This is a genomic window from Paenibacillus sp. 481 (assembly GCF_021223605.1).
Lineage (GTDB): Bacteria > Bacillota > Bacilli > Paenibacillales > Paenibacillaceae > Paenibacillus_B.
This window is the reverse complement of record NZ_CP075175.1, coordinates 3,635,929-3,652,902: the sequence shown is the minus strand read 5'-3', so window position 1 is coordinate 3,652,902 and position 16,974 is coordinate 3,635,929. Positions and strand designations below refer to the sequence as shown.

At 45.5% G+C, this 16,974-nt stretch carries 15 protein-coding genes; 8 read left to right on the top strand and 7 right to left on the bottom strand.

The window, feature by feature from the left end:
* Positions 1–16 precede the first annotated feature (16 nt).
* Positions 17–862, top strand: a complete 846-nt coding sequence (locus KIK04_RS16135; protein ID WP_232274644.1) for a MetQ/NlpA family ABC transporter substrate-binding protein — start codon at positions 17–19, stop codon at positions 860–862.
* A gap of 5 nt (positions 863–867) precedes the next feature.
* Positions 868–2,004 (top strand): iron-containing alcohol dehydrogenase family protein, encoded by a 1,137-nt coding sequence (locus KIK04_RS16130; RefSeq protein ID WP_232274643.1) that lies wholly within the window; start codon positions 868–870, stop codon positions 2,002–2,004.
* Positions 2,005–2,141: 137 nt separating this feature from the next.
* On the opposite strand, the gene KIK04_RS16125 is transcribed toward KIK04_RS16130, so the two are convergent.
* From KIK04_RS16125 to KIK04_RS16110, 3 genes are all read right to left on the bottom strand, one after another.
* Positions 2,142–3,413: a DUF418 domain-containing protein gene (locus tag KIK04_RS16125; protein WP_232274642.1), complete on the bottom strand. Its 1,272-nt coding sequence runs from the start codon at positions 3,411–3,413 to the stop codon at positions 2,142–2,144.
* A gap of 1,338 nt (positions 3,414–4,751) precedes the next feature.
* Positions 4,752–5,621, bottom strand: a complete 870-nt coding sequence (locus tag KIK04_RS16115; protein ID WP_232274641.1) for a 1,4-dihydroxy-6-naphtoate synthase — start codon at positions 5,619–5,621, stop codon at positions 4,752–4,754.
* Positions 5,618–6,310, bottom strand: coding sequence for a futalosine hydrolase (locus tag KIK04_RS16110; RefSeq protein ID WP_232274640.1), 693 nt, complete (start codon positions 6,308–6,310; stop codon positions 5,618–5,620). The genes KIK04_RS16115 and KIK04_RS16110 overlap by 4 nt, the downstream gene beginning before the upstream one ends.
* A gap of 550 nt (positions 6,311–6,860) precedes the next feature.
* Here KIK04_RS16110 and KIK04_RS16105 point away from each other — a divergent pair.
* From KIK04_RS16105 to KIK04_RS16090, 4 genes are all read left to right on the top strand, one after another.
* Positions 6,861–8,093 carry an aminopeptidase gene (locus KIK04_RS16105; protein WP_232274639.1) on the top strand — a complete coding sequence of 411 codons (1,233 nt, stop codon included), beginning with the start codon at positions 6,861–6,863 and terminating at the stop codon, positions 8,091–8,093.
* 293 nt (positions 8,094–8,386) lie between these two features.
* Complete coding sequence (locus KIK04_RS16100; RefSeq protein WP_232274638.1) at positions 8,387–9,355, top strand: alpha/beta hydrolase; 969 nt, start codon at positions 8,387–8,389, stop codon at positions 9,353–9,355.
* 200 nt (positions 9,356–9,555) lie between these two features.
* Positions 9,556–10,119 carry a GNAT family N-acetyltransferase gene (locus KIK04_RS16095; protein ID WP_232274637.1) on the top strand — a complete coding sequence of 188 codons (564 nt, stop codon included), beginning with the start codon at positions 9,556–9,558 and terminating at the stop codon, positions 10,117–10,119.
* Positions 10,120–10,153: 34 nt separating this feature from the next.
* Entirely contained in the window at positions 10,154–11,452 is a 1,299-nt protein-coding gene (locus KIK04_RS16090) for an amidohydrolase (RefSeq protein ID WP_232274636.1), read from the top strand.
* 253 nt (positions 11,453–11,705) lie between these two features.
* On the opposite strand, the gene KIK04_RS16085 is transcribed toward KIK04_RS16090, so the two are convergent.
* The 4 genes from KIK04_RS16085 to KIK04_RS16070 all read right to left on the bottom strand — a co-directional run bounded on the left by KIK04_RS16085 (position 11,706) and on the right by KIK04_RS16070 (position 14,977).
* Entirely contained in the window at positions 11,706–12,113 is a 408-nt protein-coding gene (locus KIK04_RS16085; RefSeq protein WP_232278767.1) for a GNAT family N-acetyltransferase, read from the bottom strand.
* Positions 12,114–12,772: 659 nt separating this feature from the next.
* Positions 12,773–13,468, bottom strand: a complete 696-nt coding sequence (locus KIK04_RS16080) for an MBL fold metallo-hydrolase (RefSeq protein ID WP_232274635.1) — start codon at positions 13,466–13,468, stop codon at positions 12,773–12,775.
* Between the two features lie 2 nt (positions 13,469–13,470).
* Positions 13,471–14,148, bottom strand: a complete 678-nt coding sequence (locus KIK04_RS16075; protein WP_232274634.1) for a TetR/AcrR family transcriptional regulator — start codon at positions 14,146–14,148, stop codon at positions 13,471–13,473.
* Between the two features lie 157 nt (positions 14,149–14,305).
* Positions 14,306–14,977: a hypothetical protein gene (locus KIK04_RS16070; RefSeq protein ID WP_232274633.1), complete on the bottom strand. Its 672-nt coding sequence runs from the start codon at positions 14,975–14,977 to the stop codon at positions 14,306–14,308.
* A gap of 168 nt (positions 14,978–15,145) precedes the next feature.
* Here KIK04_RS16070 and KIK04_RS16065 point away from each other — a divergent pair, with 168 nt between their 5' ends.
* Positions 15,146–15,400, top strand: coding sequence for a YciI family protein (locus KIK04_RS16065; protein WP_232278766.1), 255 nt, complete (start codon positions 15,146–15,148; stop codon positions 15,398–15,400).
* Between the two features lie 252 nt (positions 15,401–15,652).
* Entirely contained in the window at positions 15,653–16,822 is a 1,170-nt protein-coding gene (locus KIK04_RS16060) for an MFS transporter (RefSeq protein ID WP_232274632.1), read from the top strand.
* The last annotated feature ends 152 nt before the right edge of the window (positions 16,823–16,974 follow it).

The following is a 16,974-nucleotide window of genomic DNA, read 5'->3' as shown; positions in this document are numbered from 1 at the left end:
ACGGAGGTATATTCATATGAAAAAATTCGCAACGATCCTTTCCATCATTTTATCCATTGGTCTGCTCGCAGGCTGCGGCAGCAATTCGTCCCCTGCAAGCGGAACAGGCGCGGCAACCGAAGAAATCAAAGCGCTTAAAATCGGTGCCACTGCCGGACCTTACAGCGATATGGTCACAAAAGTAATTAAACCGATTATGGAGAAAAAAGGGTACACCATCGAAGTCGTTGAGTTCAGTGATTATGTACAGCCCAATAATGCGCTCTCCAACGGAGATATACACGCAAACTTGTTCCAGCACAAAATTTACATGGAAAATTTCGCGAAAGAGAACGGCATCCAATTGTCTGAACTCATTCCTGTACCAACAGCACCAATGGGCATCTATTCTAATAAATATAAAAATCTTGATGAAATCGCAGCTGGTAGCACGGTAGCAGTCGCAAGCGACCCGACGAATCTTGCACGTACGTTAGGACTGCTGCAAGATGCAGGTCTCATTACGATAAATGACAACGTTGATCCACTCCGTGTCTCAGAGAAAGACATTAAAGACAATCCGAAGCAACTCGTGTTGCAGCCGCTTGAGGCTGCGCAACTGCCGCGTGCTGTTGATAGCGTTGACCTGTCACTCGTTCCAGGTAACTTCGCCTTGGCGGCGAAGATGGACTTGTTGGATGCCCTTCTGCTTGAAAACATGCCGGATGACTATCGCAACCGTGTCGTCGTTAACACGGCTGATTTGGACAAGCTGTTCGCAAAAGATTTGAAAGCAGCCGTTGAATCCGCTGAGTTCGAGCAAATTATCGACGAGCAATTCAAAGGCTTCGGCAAACCGCAATGGATGCTAAAAGGGAAGTGATTAACATGAGCGAACCGATAATCGTGAGAGGGGCACCTGCCCTTTACTATTGTGAAACTGGCATTTTGAGTAAGCTCGATACCTTGCTTGAGCCATATGGCTTTAAGCGAGTGCTCGTCGTACACGGCGAGCACTCGTGGCAAGCGGCGCAGCCCTTCTTTCCACAGCAGACTCGCCTTACGCTGCTGCAATTACGCTATAACGGCGAATGCACAGAGGCAGAAGCACAGCGTGTTGCTGACTATGCCCACGCCGAGCAAGCAGACGTTATTCTTGGCGTAGGCGGCGGCAAAGTGCTAGACCTCGTGAAAGCAGCTGGCCACGTTGCGCAGCTTGAAACGATACTTGCGCCGACTTTAGCCTCAAATTGTGCCGCGTGGACACCTTTAAGCGTGTTCTACAATGAGGACGGACAATTTACGACGTATACGATTTTCCCAAAAAGTTCGCTGATGGTACTAGTAGAACCAACCATCTCCCTGCACGCCCCTATCCCCTATTTGCGGGCTGGAATTGCAGATACACTCGCTAAATGGTACGAAGCAGATGTCCTTATTCGCAAAGTGAACAACCCTTCGTTAGCGATTCAAATCGCCCATCACGCGGCTCACCTATGCCGCTCAATCTTATTGATGCACGGTGAAGCAAGCATTCAAGCGGCTGAAAGCAAGCAGTTGTCGGATGCGTTTATACAAGTCATCGAGACGATTATTATGGCTGGCGGCATGGTCGGCGGCTACGGTGATTATATGGGCCGGATCGCTGGTGCGCACGCCGTCCATAACGGACTGACGGTAGCTCCCGCAACCCATGATCGGTTACATGGAGAAAAGGTAGCCTACGGCATCCTTATTCAACTTGTGCTGGAACGCAATGAGCAAGAAGTGTGGGACTTGCTTCCTTTTTACAAAAAAATGAAGCTGCCCTATCATTTAGCTGGTCTAGGTCTTTCCTTGGAAGACCATGAAACGTTAGTTCAAATCGCGGTTGGAACGACCCAACCACAAGAGTCGATTCATCTGATGGATGTGAAAAAAGACGGTTCATCGATTAATGCAGATGATGTGTACCAAGCTATTTTCAAGTTGGAAGGTCTTGTTTATGAGGCTGAAGATCGAATATCAGCTTCTGTCATGATTTAAAACTCGGTTATACGTGGAGGCAGCATGATGTTCATCATTAATGCGGAAGGCTCTACATCATTAAACCCGCTCCTATATTGAAGCCATGGATTCAAAAATATACCTCCACGGCTAACAAAAAAGGAGCGGGTTATTTTTTATGCGGATATATCGCGTGAACGCCGTTGTTTAAATGGAGGTTTTTTCCCATACGTCAACGTGCGCCATACCCACTCCACAGGTCCATAAGCAAAACGCTTCATCCACCAGTTGCTAATCACAATTTGAAATGAAAATATAGCGGCGCAAACGAGCATAGCCCATGCTGGACTAACCTTTCCGTACAACCCTAACCCATAACTGTAAAAAATGAATGTGGAAATAATGGATTGTGCTAAATAATTGGTAGCCGCCATACGTCCAACTGCTTGCAGCGGCGCCAACAGTCGCTGCCATAACTCTTTACGAGTCAATAAAATAAGTGAAGTGATATAGCACAAGCTTAGCGCACTACCACCAACGAAATACGATATGTGCTGGAAAAGACCATGTACGCTCCTGCCCATAAATTCAGGGCTTACGAAGACGGCTGGCAAGGTGATGGCTAAACCGATAACGAGCGCGCACACCCACAATTTTTTAATCCAGCTTAAATGGATAGCCAGGTTCTTAAATATTTCCGTTTTTCCGGCGTACGCCCCAAATAGGAACATAGCAAAAAACAATGGCAATATACTAAGGTAGCCGATGCGAACCAAGTTCAGATCCGCTGCATTTTGTGCAAAAATAGCAGCATATGTGCCTTGACTGTACGTAAAGAGTGAACCGTTAATGATTGTACGGCCTAATTCTAAAGGCATCAGCTCCGATGCAGAGGAAGCTGATCCTGCTGTGGCTAATATGAGTACGATGAGTAAAGTCAATAACACGACCGGAATAAAGATGAGGCTGAACGCCCATGTAAGAAGTGTCTTAGGTTGACAATTGCGGAACAATAGAAGGATAAAGCCCATGATGGAGTAAAAGACCAAAACATCGCCAGCCCAAATGAAATAAGAATGAATAAGTCCGATACCGAGCAAGACAAGCAACCTTCGTATAAATAAACGGGCAGGCTGCTCTCCTTTTTGCTTCGCACGTTGTATAAAGATCATAAAGCCTAGACCGAATAAGAACGAGAACATCGTATTGAATTTGTTTTGAGCAAATATGACAATCCCTTTCTTTACCGCCTGATCCCATACATCTGGCCACAAATCGATATTCGAGATCGTTGTATAAATAAACGGATAAGAGAAGTACTGCATATTCACAATAAGTATACCTAATAATGCAAAGCCACGAATAAGGTCAAGCTCTGAAATGCGCTCCGTTTGATGTAGTGGAAGTGTCGGTTTAGACTTAAGAGCATGCTGATCATGGTTCGTCATCAACATTATCCTCCCAACTTCATTATGGTGTAATAAAAAATACCTGTATTTAACCGAAATCACATCTGTCTGGAAAATAAGCATGTCATTTATTGGTTATTGTGAAACCAAAATAATTATAGTTTCATTAAACAAATAAAACAAGTAATTAAAGTAACAGAACCAGTCATTAAAGTGCCAGAACAAGTCATCATCCCTTATGCACCGTTTATTCGCTCATTATACTTACAGTAGTTCATCATAATTACCCACTAACAATATTCCGTAATAAAAAAGATGATAAACGTTACAGATTGTCGAGAAAACCCTGTCTTTTTCTCAAGACTTGGGGTTCTCATTTTTTTCAGATACAGAAGAGAAAGGGGATTATCCCCGTTTGATATGCTCCCCTTACTATCTTTCCACACATGCCAAGTAATCACCTTTCGTGATTTTGAGAACGTGTACACGCGTTCAGTAGGGAACAGTTCTTGCAATACTCCGGCTCAGAGGCGTACTGCCTGTAACCCTCACGGTTGGTTGTTCGGTAAGCAGGCCGTTGCTTAGCTGGACAGACGTAAACATTTTGCTCGGCATTATACGAAAATGCCCATTATTGTACAATTTTTGCGCGGTGTCGTATTGAATTTTATAAAATTGCTGTCGAGAAAGCAAAGTTAGTTCTTAACGGTTGCCATAGTGGCTATATCGCCAGATTTGCCTCGTTTTGATTTCTAACGGTTATAGGTGCGCTTATTTCTCCAATTTCATTCAAAATCCAGCTGTTTTCATCGTAATAAGCCCCCTCATAACCGTTAAATGTTGAATGGGTTCATATTCGCTGAAATAGCAACTGTGACGACTGTTAGGAGAGGAGGCACAGTGAATCAGCTGACCACCAACGGTTAGGGCACAAGGGAGCAACTGACTACTAACCGATAAGTGCGAAGCTGCTTGCCGTTTTCTCAATTAAGAGAAAACCTCTGCTTAACAAATAGCCCATTCAACTTTTCACACTGAAAGATTGGAGCACGCAAACTATAGAGTGTGGGTTGGTGTTTATGATAAGAATGATAAATTGCTCTAGCAAAGCGAGTGCACGCTTAAATTAGATGCAAATAGTACGGTAAACATGTAATCGTGAAGACTTCGCCTAGATATACAACATCACCCCAAACAATACGGATAGTGTCGGATACATCAGCGCTATCCGTATTTAGTTTATAAACAAACGAATGCCTCTCTAGAAACATCACCTTTCAGGGTATAAAAAGAAGCACCCTTAATTCACATTGGGTGCTCTCGTTAGGTCAGCATATGAACTTCATCTGTTACCTGTTATAAATAACTTTCCTTACACTACCAGCGCAGCGCTGCCAAATCTACCTTGGGCACAAGCCCTGCTTCCGCAGCGCGACTAAGCAGCGCATGAACTGCAGCATAGCCATCCTCACCCAAGTTCGCAGAAAACTCGTTGACGTAAAGATCGATGTGAGCTTGCGCTACTTCAGGCGACAGCTCCTGCGCAAGACTCATCACATAATCGCGCGACACTTCTGGGTGCGCCCATGCGTACTCAACCGATGTGCGAATCCAGTCTGCAATGGCATGCACATCCAACGAACGTCGAGCAATAATAGCGCCAAGCGGAATCGGCAAGCCTGTGTCGGCTTCCCACCAGCTCCCTAAGTCTTGCAGCAAGTGCAATCCATACGTGTGGTAGGTGAAACGCGCCTCATGGATGACGAGCCCAGCATCAACTAAGCCATCACGTACGGCTGGCATAATTTCATGGAATGGCATGACGACTATTTCGCCTACACCACCCGGCACTTGCTGGGCTGCCCATAACCGAAACAGCAAATAAGCTGTGGAACGCTCACTAGGTACGGCTACGCGGCGACCAGATAATGCCGCTGCACCGCTCACACGGCCAGCATCGCCATTCGAACGGTTCAAGCTGCTGTTCGTCAGCACAAGCGGACCGCAGCCGCGTCCTAATGCCCCTCCGCACGGTAACAATGCGTAATCTGATTGCACCCATGGCAATGCCGCATACGAAATTTTAAGAATGTCCGGCGCATCTACACCTGCCATTGACGCGATTTGATTCGTAACGTCAATATCAGCGTACGTCACCTCAAGCTGAGGTGCATCTGGTACGAGCCCATGCACCCACGCATGAAAAATAAATGTATCATTTGGGCATGGCGAAAAAGCGATTTTCATACGAGCACCTCCCGAAGTACTGCACTTGTTGCTTCCAGTGCATCCAATGCATCTTTGATGCGCCATGCCGCCCGATCACGAGGGCCGACCGCATTCGATATTGCGCGAATCTCTAGCATAGGGACGCCGTGCTCTTGCGCAGCGACAGCTACACCGTAGCCCTCCATCGCCTCAGCCGCAGCCCCTGGTACGCGCGCAACCAACTCCGAAGCCGTCTCCGCGGTTCCCGTAACGGTTGATAACGTAAGCACTGACCCGCTCTGAATCGGGAACGAAAGCGATGCTGCTTGTAGGGCTTCCGTTACCGTTGCCGCTAGCTGTGCATCGACTGAAGCGCGTGCGGAACCGAAGCCCAGCTCGTCCAAGCTGCAAAAGCCTTCTGGCGTTTGTGCGCCTAGATCGGCTGCGATAATTTCGTTCGCCACCACGATAGAGCCCACTTCGGCTTGACCTGCAAAGCCTCCAGCAATACCCGCGTTAACAACTAAATCGTATTGCGCTGCTGCAAGCGCCTTCGTCGTATTGACCGCAACGGCTACTTGACCAACGCCGCCAACGAGTACATCAAATGCGTTAGAACCAGCCAAGCCTCGCAATATTGCATCCCGCTCCGCCGTGACAGAGGTCACAATGAGCACACGCTTGCGTGATGGTTGCTGTCCATCGCTCGAACGTTTCGAATTCAACATAAGTATCCCCTTTATATATACGATAGCTAACCATACTATACTATTACTTTAAGTCTAAGACCAAGTTATCTAAATCTTAATGCTCAATGCAATGACTTGCAAACGACAACTAGCCTACCCAACCATCGTGTAAACAGCTATTTTTCAACGGATATGAACAAAACCTGAAAAAAAGCTTAAAATTAGCTTAAAATGATATAAATTTTTATATCTAATTGTTCGATATATATAGTATGAACAACAATTGTTCTACATATAGGAGGGGTCTACATGGATATTGCAATTGCTATCTTATCCTTCTTGGGTAAAATTATTCCGCCACTTGTTGAGCTTTTGACAGCGTTGGCACGATAATTCCGCCCACAAAAAGGGAGTGCTTTTATAACAAAAGCGCTCCCTTTTTTATTTAGATATTTTAATAAATTCTACGCCTTCTCCCTTCCAACCTACATCCCTAACGTTTTGTAATTGCGCTACCGCATCTGGGTAAATTAATGGTATAGTGAAATATTAGTAATACCATTTAGATACATACAAAGGTGGATGGCTCATGACTACTTTGGCACAAAATTTAGAGAAGTACGCTCAACTCATCGTCAAGGTCGGCGTCAATGTTCAACCCGATCAGGACGTCTGTGTTACATGCTCAATCGAGATGGCATCATTAGCACGACTCGTGGCCAAAAAAGCTTACGATGCCGGTGCAAGATATGTCCATATTGATTGGACCGATGAGGAAATGTCACGTCTGACATTTGAAAAGTCCGCTGACGATGTATTTTTGCAATATCCACAATGGGAAACCGCAAAACGCAATGAGTACGCGGAAAAAGGCGCTGCCTTTATTTCGATCGTTTCCCCTAACCCTGATTTGTTGAAGGGGATTGATGCACAGCGGATCGGTAATTATCAGAAGAGCGCTGGCAAAGGTCTTGAGAACTTCCGTCGTTACATTCAAGCGGATAAAGTGAGCTGGACTGTAGTCGCAGCTTCTACTCCTAATTGGGCAGCGAAGGTGTTCCCTGACGCACCTGTTGCAGAAGCGATTGATAAGCTGTGGGCAGCTATTTTTGAATCGGTTCGTCTGAACAACGAAGATCCGGTCAAAGCGTGGGAAGAGCACAATACAACGCTGCACAAAAAAGTAGACGTGTTGAACAGCAAACACTTCCGCAAGTTGCACTACAAAGCGCCAGGTACGGATCTCGTGATCGAGCTGCCGTCGAAGCATCTCTGGGTCGGCGCAGGCAGTACTAATGAGCGCGACGTTCCATTTATGGCTAACATGCCGACTGAAGAAGTGTTTACTGCCCCACAAAAAGATGGCGTAAATGGCTACGTATCAAGCACGAAGCCGCTTAGCTATGGCGGCAACCTGATTGACAATTTTAAGCTAACGTTTGAGAACGGGCGTATCGTGAAGATCGAAGCTGAGCAAGGCCAAGACATTTTGCAACAGCTAATCGATACAGACGAAGGCTCCCGCTTCTTGGGCGAAGTGGCGCTTGTGCCACATGAGTCCCCGATTTCGCAATCCAACGTGTTGTTCTATAACACGCTGTTTGATGAAAATGCATCGAATCACCTTGCTATTGGTAGCGGATACGCGTTCAACATTGAAGGTGGCAAGACGATGTCACAAGAAGAACTAGCAGCAAATGGTCTTAACACGAGCATTTCGCACGTTGACTTTATGATTGGTTCCGCAGAGATGGACATTGACGGTATTCATGAAGATGGTACGGTCGAGCCACTATTCCGCAAAGGGAACTGGGCTATATAAGTTGATAAGTTGCAACGAGTAAAGCGGTAGCAGTAGCGGTAGCAGTAGCGGTAGCAGACTACGTACTGTTGCCACTTTACGGCTATCGAGTCGGTTAACGATAGTACGCAAGACGCGGTAGGCGGTACGCAGTATGCGGTACGCAGTATGCGGTACGCAGTATGCGGTACGCAGTATGCAGGATGTAGGAAGGCAGCCCTATCGGGTTGCCTTTTTTTACGTTACGATAACATATACATGTGCAAACACTAAATCGTTCTGGCCATAATTGATGAACTAGGAGGCTAGCAGCCATGTCGTTGAATCCAACGTTTAAAGCTATTTTGGCAAAATTAGAAGCACTCCAATCCCGTCCACTTCACCTCCTCACTCCAGAGGAAGCACGCGGGCACGCGAAAGACCCTTATTCCACTCGCCCTGTAAATCCGAAGCTTGCCGGTGCAGAACGTGTAACAACGAGCACCATCGAAGGGCCGTTTGGACCGATTCCGGTACGCATTTATACACCTGCTGGAACAGGGCCGTTCCCTGTCCTCGTTTATTTTCATGGTGGCGGCTGGGTGCTCGGCAGCCTGGACGGTGTGGATACCATCTGTCGACGTATGACCCAGCTGGCTAAAGTCGTCGTCGTGTCCGTGTGCTACCGCTTAGCACCCGAACATCCATTTCCGGTGCCTGTACAGGAAGCGATGTACGTCACACAGTGGGTAGCCGAACAGGCGCATAGCTTGCAAGGTGATTTGAATCGAATCGCGGTTGGCGGAGACAGCGCGGGAGGCAATCTTGCTGCTGCCGTTACGCTAATGGCAAAAGAGCAAGGAGGGCCAGCACTAGCTGCCCAACTTCTTATTTATCCAGCAACAAACTGTATGCTGCAATCGGACGCTTACGATCAATTTGCGACAGGTTACCTCGTCACGCGTCACGCAATGGAATGGTTTCAAAATCATTATTTGCCCAAGCCTGAAGATGCGCTGAATCCGCTCGCCTCACCCTTGCTATGCGACGATATGCAAGGATTGCCACCAGCCTATATTGTGACCGCACAATGCGACCCGCTTCGCGATGATGGCGAACAATATGCACAGCGTTTGCAGGAAGCAGGAGTGTCGGTTACCTTGCAGCGCTATGAAGGCATGATTCATGATTTTATGTCCTTTGCCGACCCACCGTGGGAAATGGAAGAAGCATTAGCCGCCATTGACGAGACAGCAGTAGCGTTTAAGCGCTACATATACAACGATGATCCACGCTCAATCTAGCAGCTTTAGTTAGCACTTATACCGTATATACCGCGATGTACAGCGAACGGCGATCCACGTCTACGACAGACGATGGTTTCGCCGTTTTCTTTTTTCCAAAAAAAGATCATCCCCATCATTTGACTTTGACGCAAGGTCAACCTATATACTCAGCAGCAGATGAAGAGCTGAACACACCATGATAAAAATGAGGCGATTGTATGTTGAGCAACAAGCAGCGAGTACGCTTAAAACCCATTCAACCTGAAGATTTACAACCTTTGTATGACCTTATTTATGGCGACCCTACTCCAGCTTGGAAGCAATGGGATGCACCCTATTTTCCACTTGAAATCATACCTTTCTCGCAGTTTGAAGAACATTTTTATAAGAAGCAAGTGAATCCCGTTGACCCTTTAGATTGGATGTTGATCGAGGTAGACAACCAAATCATTGGCACGGTCAGTTATTATTGGGAGCATAAGCCTTCCAATTGGCTCGAAGTTGGGATCGTTATCTACCAGCCCACGTATTGGAGCAACGGATACGGAACAGAAGCGCTGCGAATATGGATTGATGATTTGTTTCAAAAAATGAGCTTAGCAAGAGTCGGATTAACGACGTGGTCTGGCAATGAAAGAATGATGAAAGCAGCCGAAAAATTAGGGATGCAGCTCGAAGGCCGCATGCGCAAATGCCGCATCCATAACGGCCAGCATTATGATTCGATCCGCATGGGCGTATTACGCGAAGAATGGCAAGCTCATTGGGATGAATCGGTATGAATTGAGAGTATAAGTATAGGAGGCTAATACGGATATGGCTAAAATACTAATTAAGAACGTGACTATCGCGACAATGATAGCGGGGGCTGCTGACACTCCTCTTGTCGGAGACATCCTTATTGATGGAGACCGCATTTCGGCCATGCAAGCAGACATTCATGAACCAGCCGCTGAAGTGATTCAAGGCGCGGGTTATGTCGCGATGCCTGGACTTATTAACGCACATCAGCATACGCCAATGAGCTTGTTGCGGGCATTTTCCGATGATTTAATCTTAATGGATTGGCTCAATCACAAAATGCTGCCTGCGGAGGCCAAAATGACCCCAGAGGATATTTATTGGGGAGCTAAGCTGTCCATGGCCGAAATGATAAAAACAGGCACGACTACCTTTGCCGATATGTACATTCATATGAATGTAATTGCGCAAGCGGTGCAAGAAGTCGGAATGCGGGCGTCATTGACGCGCGGGTTAGTCTTCTTAGAGGATGATGGGGGGCGTCGCTTGACAGAAGCGCTCGATTTAGTGGAGCGCTGGTCAGGGAAAGCGGATGGAACCATTACGACGATGTTAGGGCCGCACGCACCTTACACGTGCCCCCCTGAGCCTCTGCAAGAAGTGATCAAGCTGGCTGAACACACGAACGTGCCGATTCATATTCATTTGGCGGAGACGATAGAAGAAGTCAGCAAGATTCGGGAAAGGTACAATCAGACCCCGACCGAGTACTTGTTCCATCAGGGCTTATTTGCCCGTGCCCATGTCCTGTTAGCGCACAGTGTTCACCTGAATCGCAGAGATGTAGGTTATTTAAAAGGAATGCGCGGTGGTGTATCACACAATCCCGTTAGCAACCTGAAGTTGGGCTGCGGAATCGCCCCCATCATAGACATGATGGAGCAAGGGATTACGGTTGGCTTGGGGACGGATGGAGCGGGAAGCGCGACTACGGTAGATATGTTTGAGGAAATTAAAGCAGCTGCGTGGCTGCAAAAGCTGGACTACGGTGACCCCACGCGCATGCCCGCTATCCAAGCTTTGCGCATGGCGACATCTGAAAGTGCGAAGCTACTCCAGATTGATAAGGAAGTTGGCACACTGGAAGTTGGCAAAAAAGCGGATCTTATTTTAATAAATATGAAAAAGCCGCACCTCCAACCGATTCACAACGTGAATTCCCTACTTGCCTATAGTGCAAATGGCGCTGACGTTGATACGACAATCGTTAATGGCAAAATATTAATGAAGCATCGTCAATTGCTAACGATTGATGAGGATGAGTTATACCGTCAAGTATCATGGCGTGCCAAAAGACTCGTTGAGGGCGTTTGAGTATATCTATATCACACATATATCACACATATCACACAACTTGGCGGCCTCCTCAGGAAGTAATTCGTACCGATTCATGTGGCCATAAGCATAAAAAAGAGGGGTCTCAACAGTCATTGAAAATGACGGCGAGACATCCCTCTCTCTCCATGTTCGCGAGCAAATAGGTACGAACCATACCGTTCATCCACTGCTGTACTGTGGCTAACGCGACTTATCAACTTAGGGGACAACCCCGTATGATTTATATGTATTATTGGCTTCCAGCTTGCCTATGATAGTTCCTCTTAATCATACCGTTTGTCTTCGTCATTCCGAGCTTATCATAATAAGGAACTAAGTCATCGTCACAACATAGATCAACCATGTATACGTCTTCTAATTCTTGTAGCATCCGATTTACTAATTCCTTGCCTATACCTTTTTGTTTGTATTCGGGTAACACTTCAAGAAGTGGAATGTAGGCAGATAGTACACCATCGCTTATCGCTGTAATAAATCCAACAACTTGATTCGTACGATCATCAATTGCAAGAATCACTTTACTGCTTTGCTTTAACAGCAGTAAGTGAGTCTGCGGGCTTGGCGGATTAGGCCAGTCCACAAAAAATCCTTGTAAATGGTCAGATGTAATTCCAGCGAGTGAGTTCTTATATTTCATCATAGTTCAGCTCCTAATTGATAGTAATTTCACTTATAAGTCAGCTGATACTTATTAAAAGTAAAGTAACAAAATATGACCTCCAACCATGATGAAAATACGATAAGCTATCTAAATATAAGTTATTCTACTCCCCTTTTCAAAATCCCTTCTATATGGAAGTTATATTTTGGATTTATTTTACTGACTCTTATTTTTGGGCTGACAATAATTGCGTTCAACAATAAGCAAAAGTGGGGCAAATTAATGTAGAAGTACAGCTTTTGAGATGAGATAGACGATTATAGGAAAAAGCCTGCTAATGTGCAGGCATATCAATCCAAGATGAGCTAATGAATACCTTTAAAGACGAAAAAGATGTATATTTACACTTATTTTAACGTTCAGGCCACAACTGATGAAAAATAGATGTATGATTGCAGGCATTTATTACCCCGTCTGTTAGCGGCTACAAACGGGGGTGTTGTTAAAATACAAACAATAGTGTTACTAAGAGGCAAAATAATAGAAGAATCAGCAATCTTATTCGCATCTTCTAATCCACCCTTCAACAAGCCACTCCGTGAGGTGGGATGAATCATAACCATCAGCAAGTAGCTATATAGAGCTGAAAAGTCTAGAAAACCTGCACGCTTACGTTTACGTTTACACCCTCTCCACTAGACGTTCCCTTTCAACAGCGAGACTCCTTGCATATAACTCTCTATTTGCCAGCTAGGCTCTAGCACGGGACCACCGTGGCAGACTTCCAGCCGTTTCGGGTTCAACTCGCTTACAATCCGGCTACTTTTCACCGCTTCGGCCATATCAGCCGTAAACATAAGCATGGGGCGCCGCAGCTTCCCGCTTCTTGATGTAAATAAATCTCCCGCGAGCAGTACTTGATCCTGCTCATGATAGTATACGATATGCCCGGGTGAGTGCCCCGGTGTCAAATAAGGCTGCAAGCCAGCTATCGGATGCAAAGCGCCTGTGGCATCATCACTTAGCGGCTGGGCTAGTCCAGCACGTAAATTATGCTCTACCTTCTTGCGCCGCGGATACGGGATTTGACCTTCCATATATGGAATTTCGATACGATGTGCGTATACCGAAATCGCGTCCGTTCCTTGACTGTCTACGATTTTGTGAATGGCTCCGACATGGTCAGAGTGACCGTGTGTGAGTACAATTCGCCGCAACGGCCCCGCATTTAAGCTGTCGATGAATTTCATAATCCCTTTAGCCATAAATGGCATTCCGCCGTCCACAAGTGTAACGCCATCTTCGCTCACAACTACCCAGACGCGAATCGGAATAAGCAGCCATGTTTTGATACTCCAAATATGTTCAGAAACTCGTTCGATTTTTAGCATGATCATTCTCCCCTTTTTATCGTTGATGTTATGCCAGCAAGCATCACTTCTAATGCAAGGTCAATGGTCGCATGTAATCTTTCCATCAGCATGTCGAACGGTTCTTCCGAATCGACATAAGTGCCAATCACGCCATGCAGCGTAAAAAATACGATGCGGCTGTACGCCAGAACGGTATCTTTCGGTAGATTGGACTGTGCAGCTTGGGCAGCTTGCGCCGTGTGCGCCGTGTGGGCTGACGCCACATAAATATGCACTGCCCGTTGCAGCAAGGCAAACAGCCCATTGCGCAACTGTTGCACCTCTAAGGCTGGCTGCTCCTCGTCCACTCGTGATGATTTAACCATAAAGAACAGATGATATAGCTTTCGATTTGTCAGGCAAAAAGAAATAAATACACGGCAGACCGATTTCAATAATTGTTCGGGTGACAGCGACTTATTACCAAGTTCAGCTTCCATTTGTTCGTACAACGTTTGCAAAGGCTGCTTGGCCAAATGATGCAACAGCGCTTCTTTATCTTTAAAGTAAATATAAATAGCTGTATGCGAACAGCCGGCTGCTTTGGCGATTTGTCTCATCGTCACGACATCAAATCCCTGCTCTGCAAAAAGCTGTCCCGCCGCTGCCAAAATCGCTCGCTTCGTCTCCTCTGCGCGCAGCTCTTTTTTTCCTGCCATAAGTGTTGTTCGCTCCTTTATGTAAGCATCTATAATTTATAACCATTGGTTACTAACCGTTGGTTATAAATTATCAGAAACTTTTTCCAATGTCAATGGTGCGCATAAAAAAAGAGGGCCTTCCAAATAAATGGTAGCCCCCTTGGCATTCATATTATTAGTTTTTCGCAATACGTGCAAAAAGCAAAAATCCATTTTTTTCTGAAAATGACAGGTCATATTGCACTCCGTTACGAACGGTGGAACCTGTCAAAGAGTTATCTTTCGATATTTCTTTCGATAGGCCAGCATCAAGAAGTACCTGATCAATTTCGTCAGCAGACAGTTGTGGGTTTGTAGCAGTTATCAAAGAGCGAGTTATATTTAATCTCTCAATTACCTCATTCTCTGTCTCTGCCGGTTTACCAATCACGCCAACATCACGTAAAGTGAGATCATTTTTATGAATCGTACCCATAATCCCCACTTTATCATTGAATACATATCTAAAAGATAATACTTCTTCTCCTCTTGATACCTCGACGTTATCCTTATTAATGCTAAATCCATACTCATTCGATGTTTTGTTAAATTCAATAATAAACGTATCTAAATCACTGAGTGATTCGTAAGGTTTTATTTCCGGTTGTTTCTGTTTTTCAGGCTCCGCAGGAGGCTCTGGTGTAGGCTCCGGCTTAGCTTCTGGTGTAGCCGTTGTCGTTGATGTAGATTCTGTTGTAGCAACTGGTGTAGATTCTGATGTTGCCTCTTCTTTTGCCGAACACGCACTCACGATAAACACGGCAATCAATAGTACATACCACTTTTTGTTGATACGATGCTGACTCATGTCTTCAACTCCCTGTCAAATTAGCACAACTATTTTCCTAGTTCTTTATCCTTACTCACAGGAATATTATACTAAACAAAAACTCATAGAGCAGCACATCTTGTATATTTGCTATAATTAAATCGCTTTTGTTCGCAAGGAGTTCCCATTTTGAAAGGAGACCGAAGAATGGCTCATTTTGCTGCAATCTTACATATGCATGATGTTGAAAAAAGCCAAACGTTTCGCCCAAACCACTTGTCCTACTTAGAGGAATTGGGCAAGCAGGGTAAAATTTTTGCGAAAGGGCCGTTTGGCGATGGCTCTGGCGGGATGGTCGTGTACATTGCCGACACGTTGGAGGAAGCTCAACAGTTGGCGCAACAAGACCCTTATGTTGTCGAGGGCGCACGTAAATTAGATTTGCGTGAATGGAAAATATAATGATATAAAGTGCTCTAGGCTGCTTAACACTTCACCAGTTGTGTTAAGCAGCTTTTTTATGTTTAACATCTGTTAAAGATCTGTTTCACTTTCGCACTTTCTGAACCAGATTCGCTTCTATGTCACAGTCCAACGAATAAAATGTATACAATCCCAATATATACAGCACCTTAAACGTAATATAATAGTTGCGCACTTCAAAAAAGGTTACTATAATGGTAGTAACTTTTTATGATGCAAAGGGTGGGGAGTTTGAACTTTCGTGTATACATTTTAGCAATCGCCGCTTTCGTCGTAGGTACAGTGGAGTTGATTATCGGTGGTATTCTTGACCAAGTTGCCGCAGATATGAACATCTCTGTAAGTGCGGCAGGACAGCTGATCACCATTTTCTCAATTGTGTTTGCGATTGCAGCACCAATATTAATGAATCTTACAGCTAAAGTTGAACGCAAAAAGCTGTATTTAATCTCATTGGTTGTGTTTATGATTTCCAATATCATTGTTGCGCTTAGCTCCAGTTATGCGATGGTCATGGCAGCAAGAGCATTGTCAGCAGCAGGTGGCGCACTCATCATCGTTCTCTCGATTACGATTGCGTCCAGCTTAGTAAAGCCTGAATTTAAAGGCCGCGCTATCGGTATTATTTTCATGGGTATTAGTGGTTCGCTTGTGTTAGGTGTGCCAATCGGGATGGTTATCGGAAACGCGTATGGCTGGAGATCGCCATTCTGGTTTATTGCAGCTCTTACCGTTGTAGCGATGATCGGAATTTTTGCTTTCTTGGACAAAATTCAACCTACGGCTGTCGTACCTTTACGTCAACAACTCGCTTCGTTGAAAAGTGCTAAAATCATTAGCGGTCAACTGATAACGTTCCTGTTCTTAACTGGACATTTAACGTTGTACGCGTACTTGACGCCTTATTTGCAAGAAACGTTCCAACTCAACTCAACATGGATAACTATCGTGTACTTCTTGTTCGGTATCGCAGCTGTTGCCGGCGGTGGTATGGGCGGCGTGATGGCAGATAAACTCGGCACCAAACGTGCGCTACTGCTTATCGTTTCCACGTTTGCAGTTACGATGTTCGTCTTGCCGTTAACAGCTCAAATCTCATTGTTTGTGTTTATGGCTGTAATGATGATTTGGAGTGCGCTTAGTTGGGCGGTATCCCCTGCTCAACAGAGCTACTTGATGCAAAGTGCGCCGGAAACAGCGGAAATTCAATCTAGCTTGAATACATCCATTATGCATTTAGGTATCGCGGCAGGTTCGGTTGTTGGTGGTGTTGTGATTGATCACAGCTCTGTCCTGAACAATGCATGGGTCGGTTGTGCCTTTGTCGTCGTTGCACTTGGCTGTGCAGCGTTCTCAGTTACACGTCCGATGAAGACTGCTGTTCCAGCTAAAGCTGAATAATTCAATATCGTGTAACCCCTGTTGTTCTCTTTCTGTACGAAGGAGCACGGCAGGGGTTTTTGTTATCGCTTTTGCTGCTTTTTTCGTTTCATTTCGTATCGTTGCATCGTTGTCGAATAATTAAGGGGCCCCTCGCTCACATTATAACCATA

What these genes read in the sequence shown, in the direction of transcription:
- KIK04_RS16090 (WP_232274636.1), top strand. Translation starts at nt 10,154, where the DNA reads ATGGCTAAAATACTAATTAAGAACGTGACTATCGCGACAATGATAGCG.
- KIK04_RS16110 (WP_232274640.1), bottom strand. Translation starts at nt 6,310, where the DNA reads ATGTTGAATTCGAAACGTTCGAGCGATGGACAGCAACCATCACGCAAG.
- KIK04_RS16130 (WP_232274643.1), top strand. Translation starts at nt 868, where the DNA reads ATGAGCGAACCGATAATCGTGAGAGGGGCACCTGCCCTTTACTATTGT.
- KIK04_RS16115 (WP_232274641.1), bottom strand. Translation starts at nt 5,621, where the DNA reads ATGAAAATCGCTTTTTCGCCATGCCCAAATGATACATTTATTTTTCAT.
- KIK04_RS16105 (WP_232274639.1), top strand. Translation starts at nt 6,861, where the DNA reads ATGACTACTTTGGCACAAAATTTAGAGAAGTACGCTCAACTCATCGTC.
- KIK04_RS16075 (WP_232274634.1), bottom strand. Translation starts at nt 14,148, where the DNA reads ATGGCAGGAAAAAAAGAGCTGCGCGCAGAGGAGACGAAGCGAGCGATT.
- KIK04_RS16070 (WP_232274633.1), bottom strand. Translation starts at nt 14,977, where the DNA reads ATGAGTCAGCATCGTATCAACAAAAAGTGGTATGTACTATTGATTGCC.
- KIK04_RS16125 (WP_232274642.1), bottom strand. Translation starts at nt 3,413, where the DNA reads ATGACGAACCATGATCAGCATGCTCTTAAGTCTAAACCGACACTTCCA.
- KIK04_RS16080 (WP_232274635.1), bottom strand. Translation starts at nt 13,468, where the DNA reads ATGCTAAAAATCGAACGAGTTTCTGAACATATTTGGAGTATCAAAACA.
- KIK04_RS16135 (WP_232274644.1), top strand. Translation starts at nt 17, where the DNA reads ATGAAAAAATTCGCAACGATCCTTTCCATCATTTTATCCATTGGTCTG.
- KIK04_RS16065 (WP_232278766.1), top strand. Translation starts at nt 15,146, where the DNA reads ATGGCTCATTTTGCTGCAATCTTACATATGCATGATGTTGAAAAAAGC.
- KIK04_RS16095 (WP_232274637.1), top strand. Translation starts at nt 9,556, where the DNA reads ATGTTGAGCAACAAGCAGCGAGTACGCTTAAAACCCATTCAACCTGAA.
- KIK04_RS16100 (WP_232274638.1), top strand. Translation starts at nt 8,387, where the DNA reads ATGTCGTTGAATCCAACGTTTAAAGCTATTTTGGCAAAATTAGAAGCA.
- KIK04_RS16085 (WP_232278767.1), bottom strand. Translation starts at nt 12,113, where the DNA reads ATGAAATATAAGAACTCACTCGCTGGAATTACATCTGACCATTTACAA.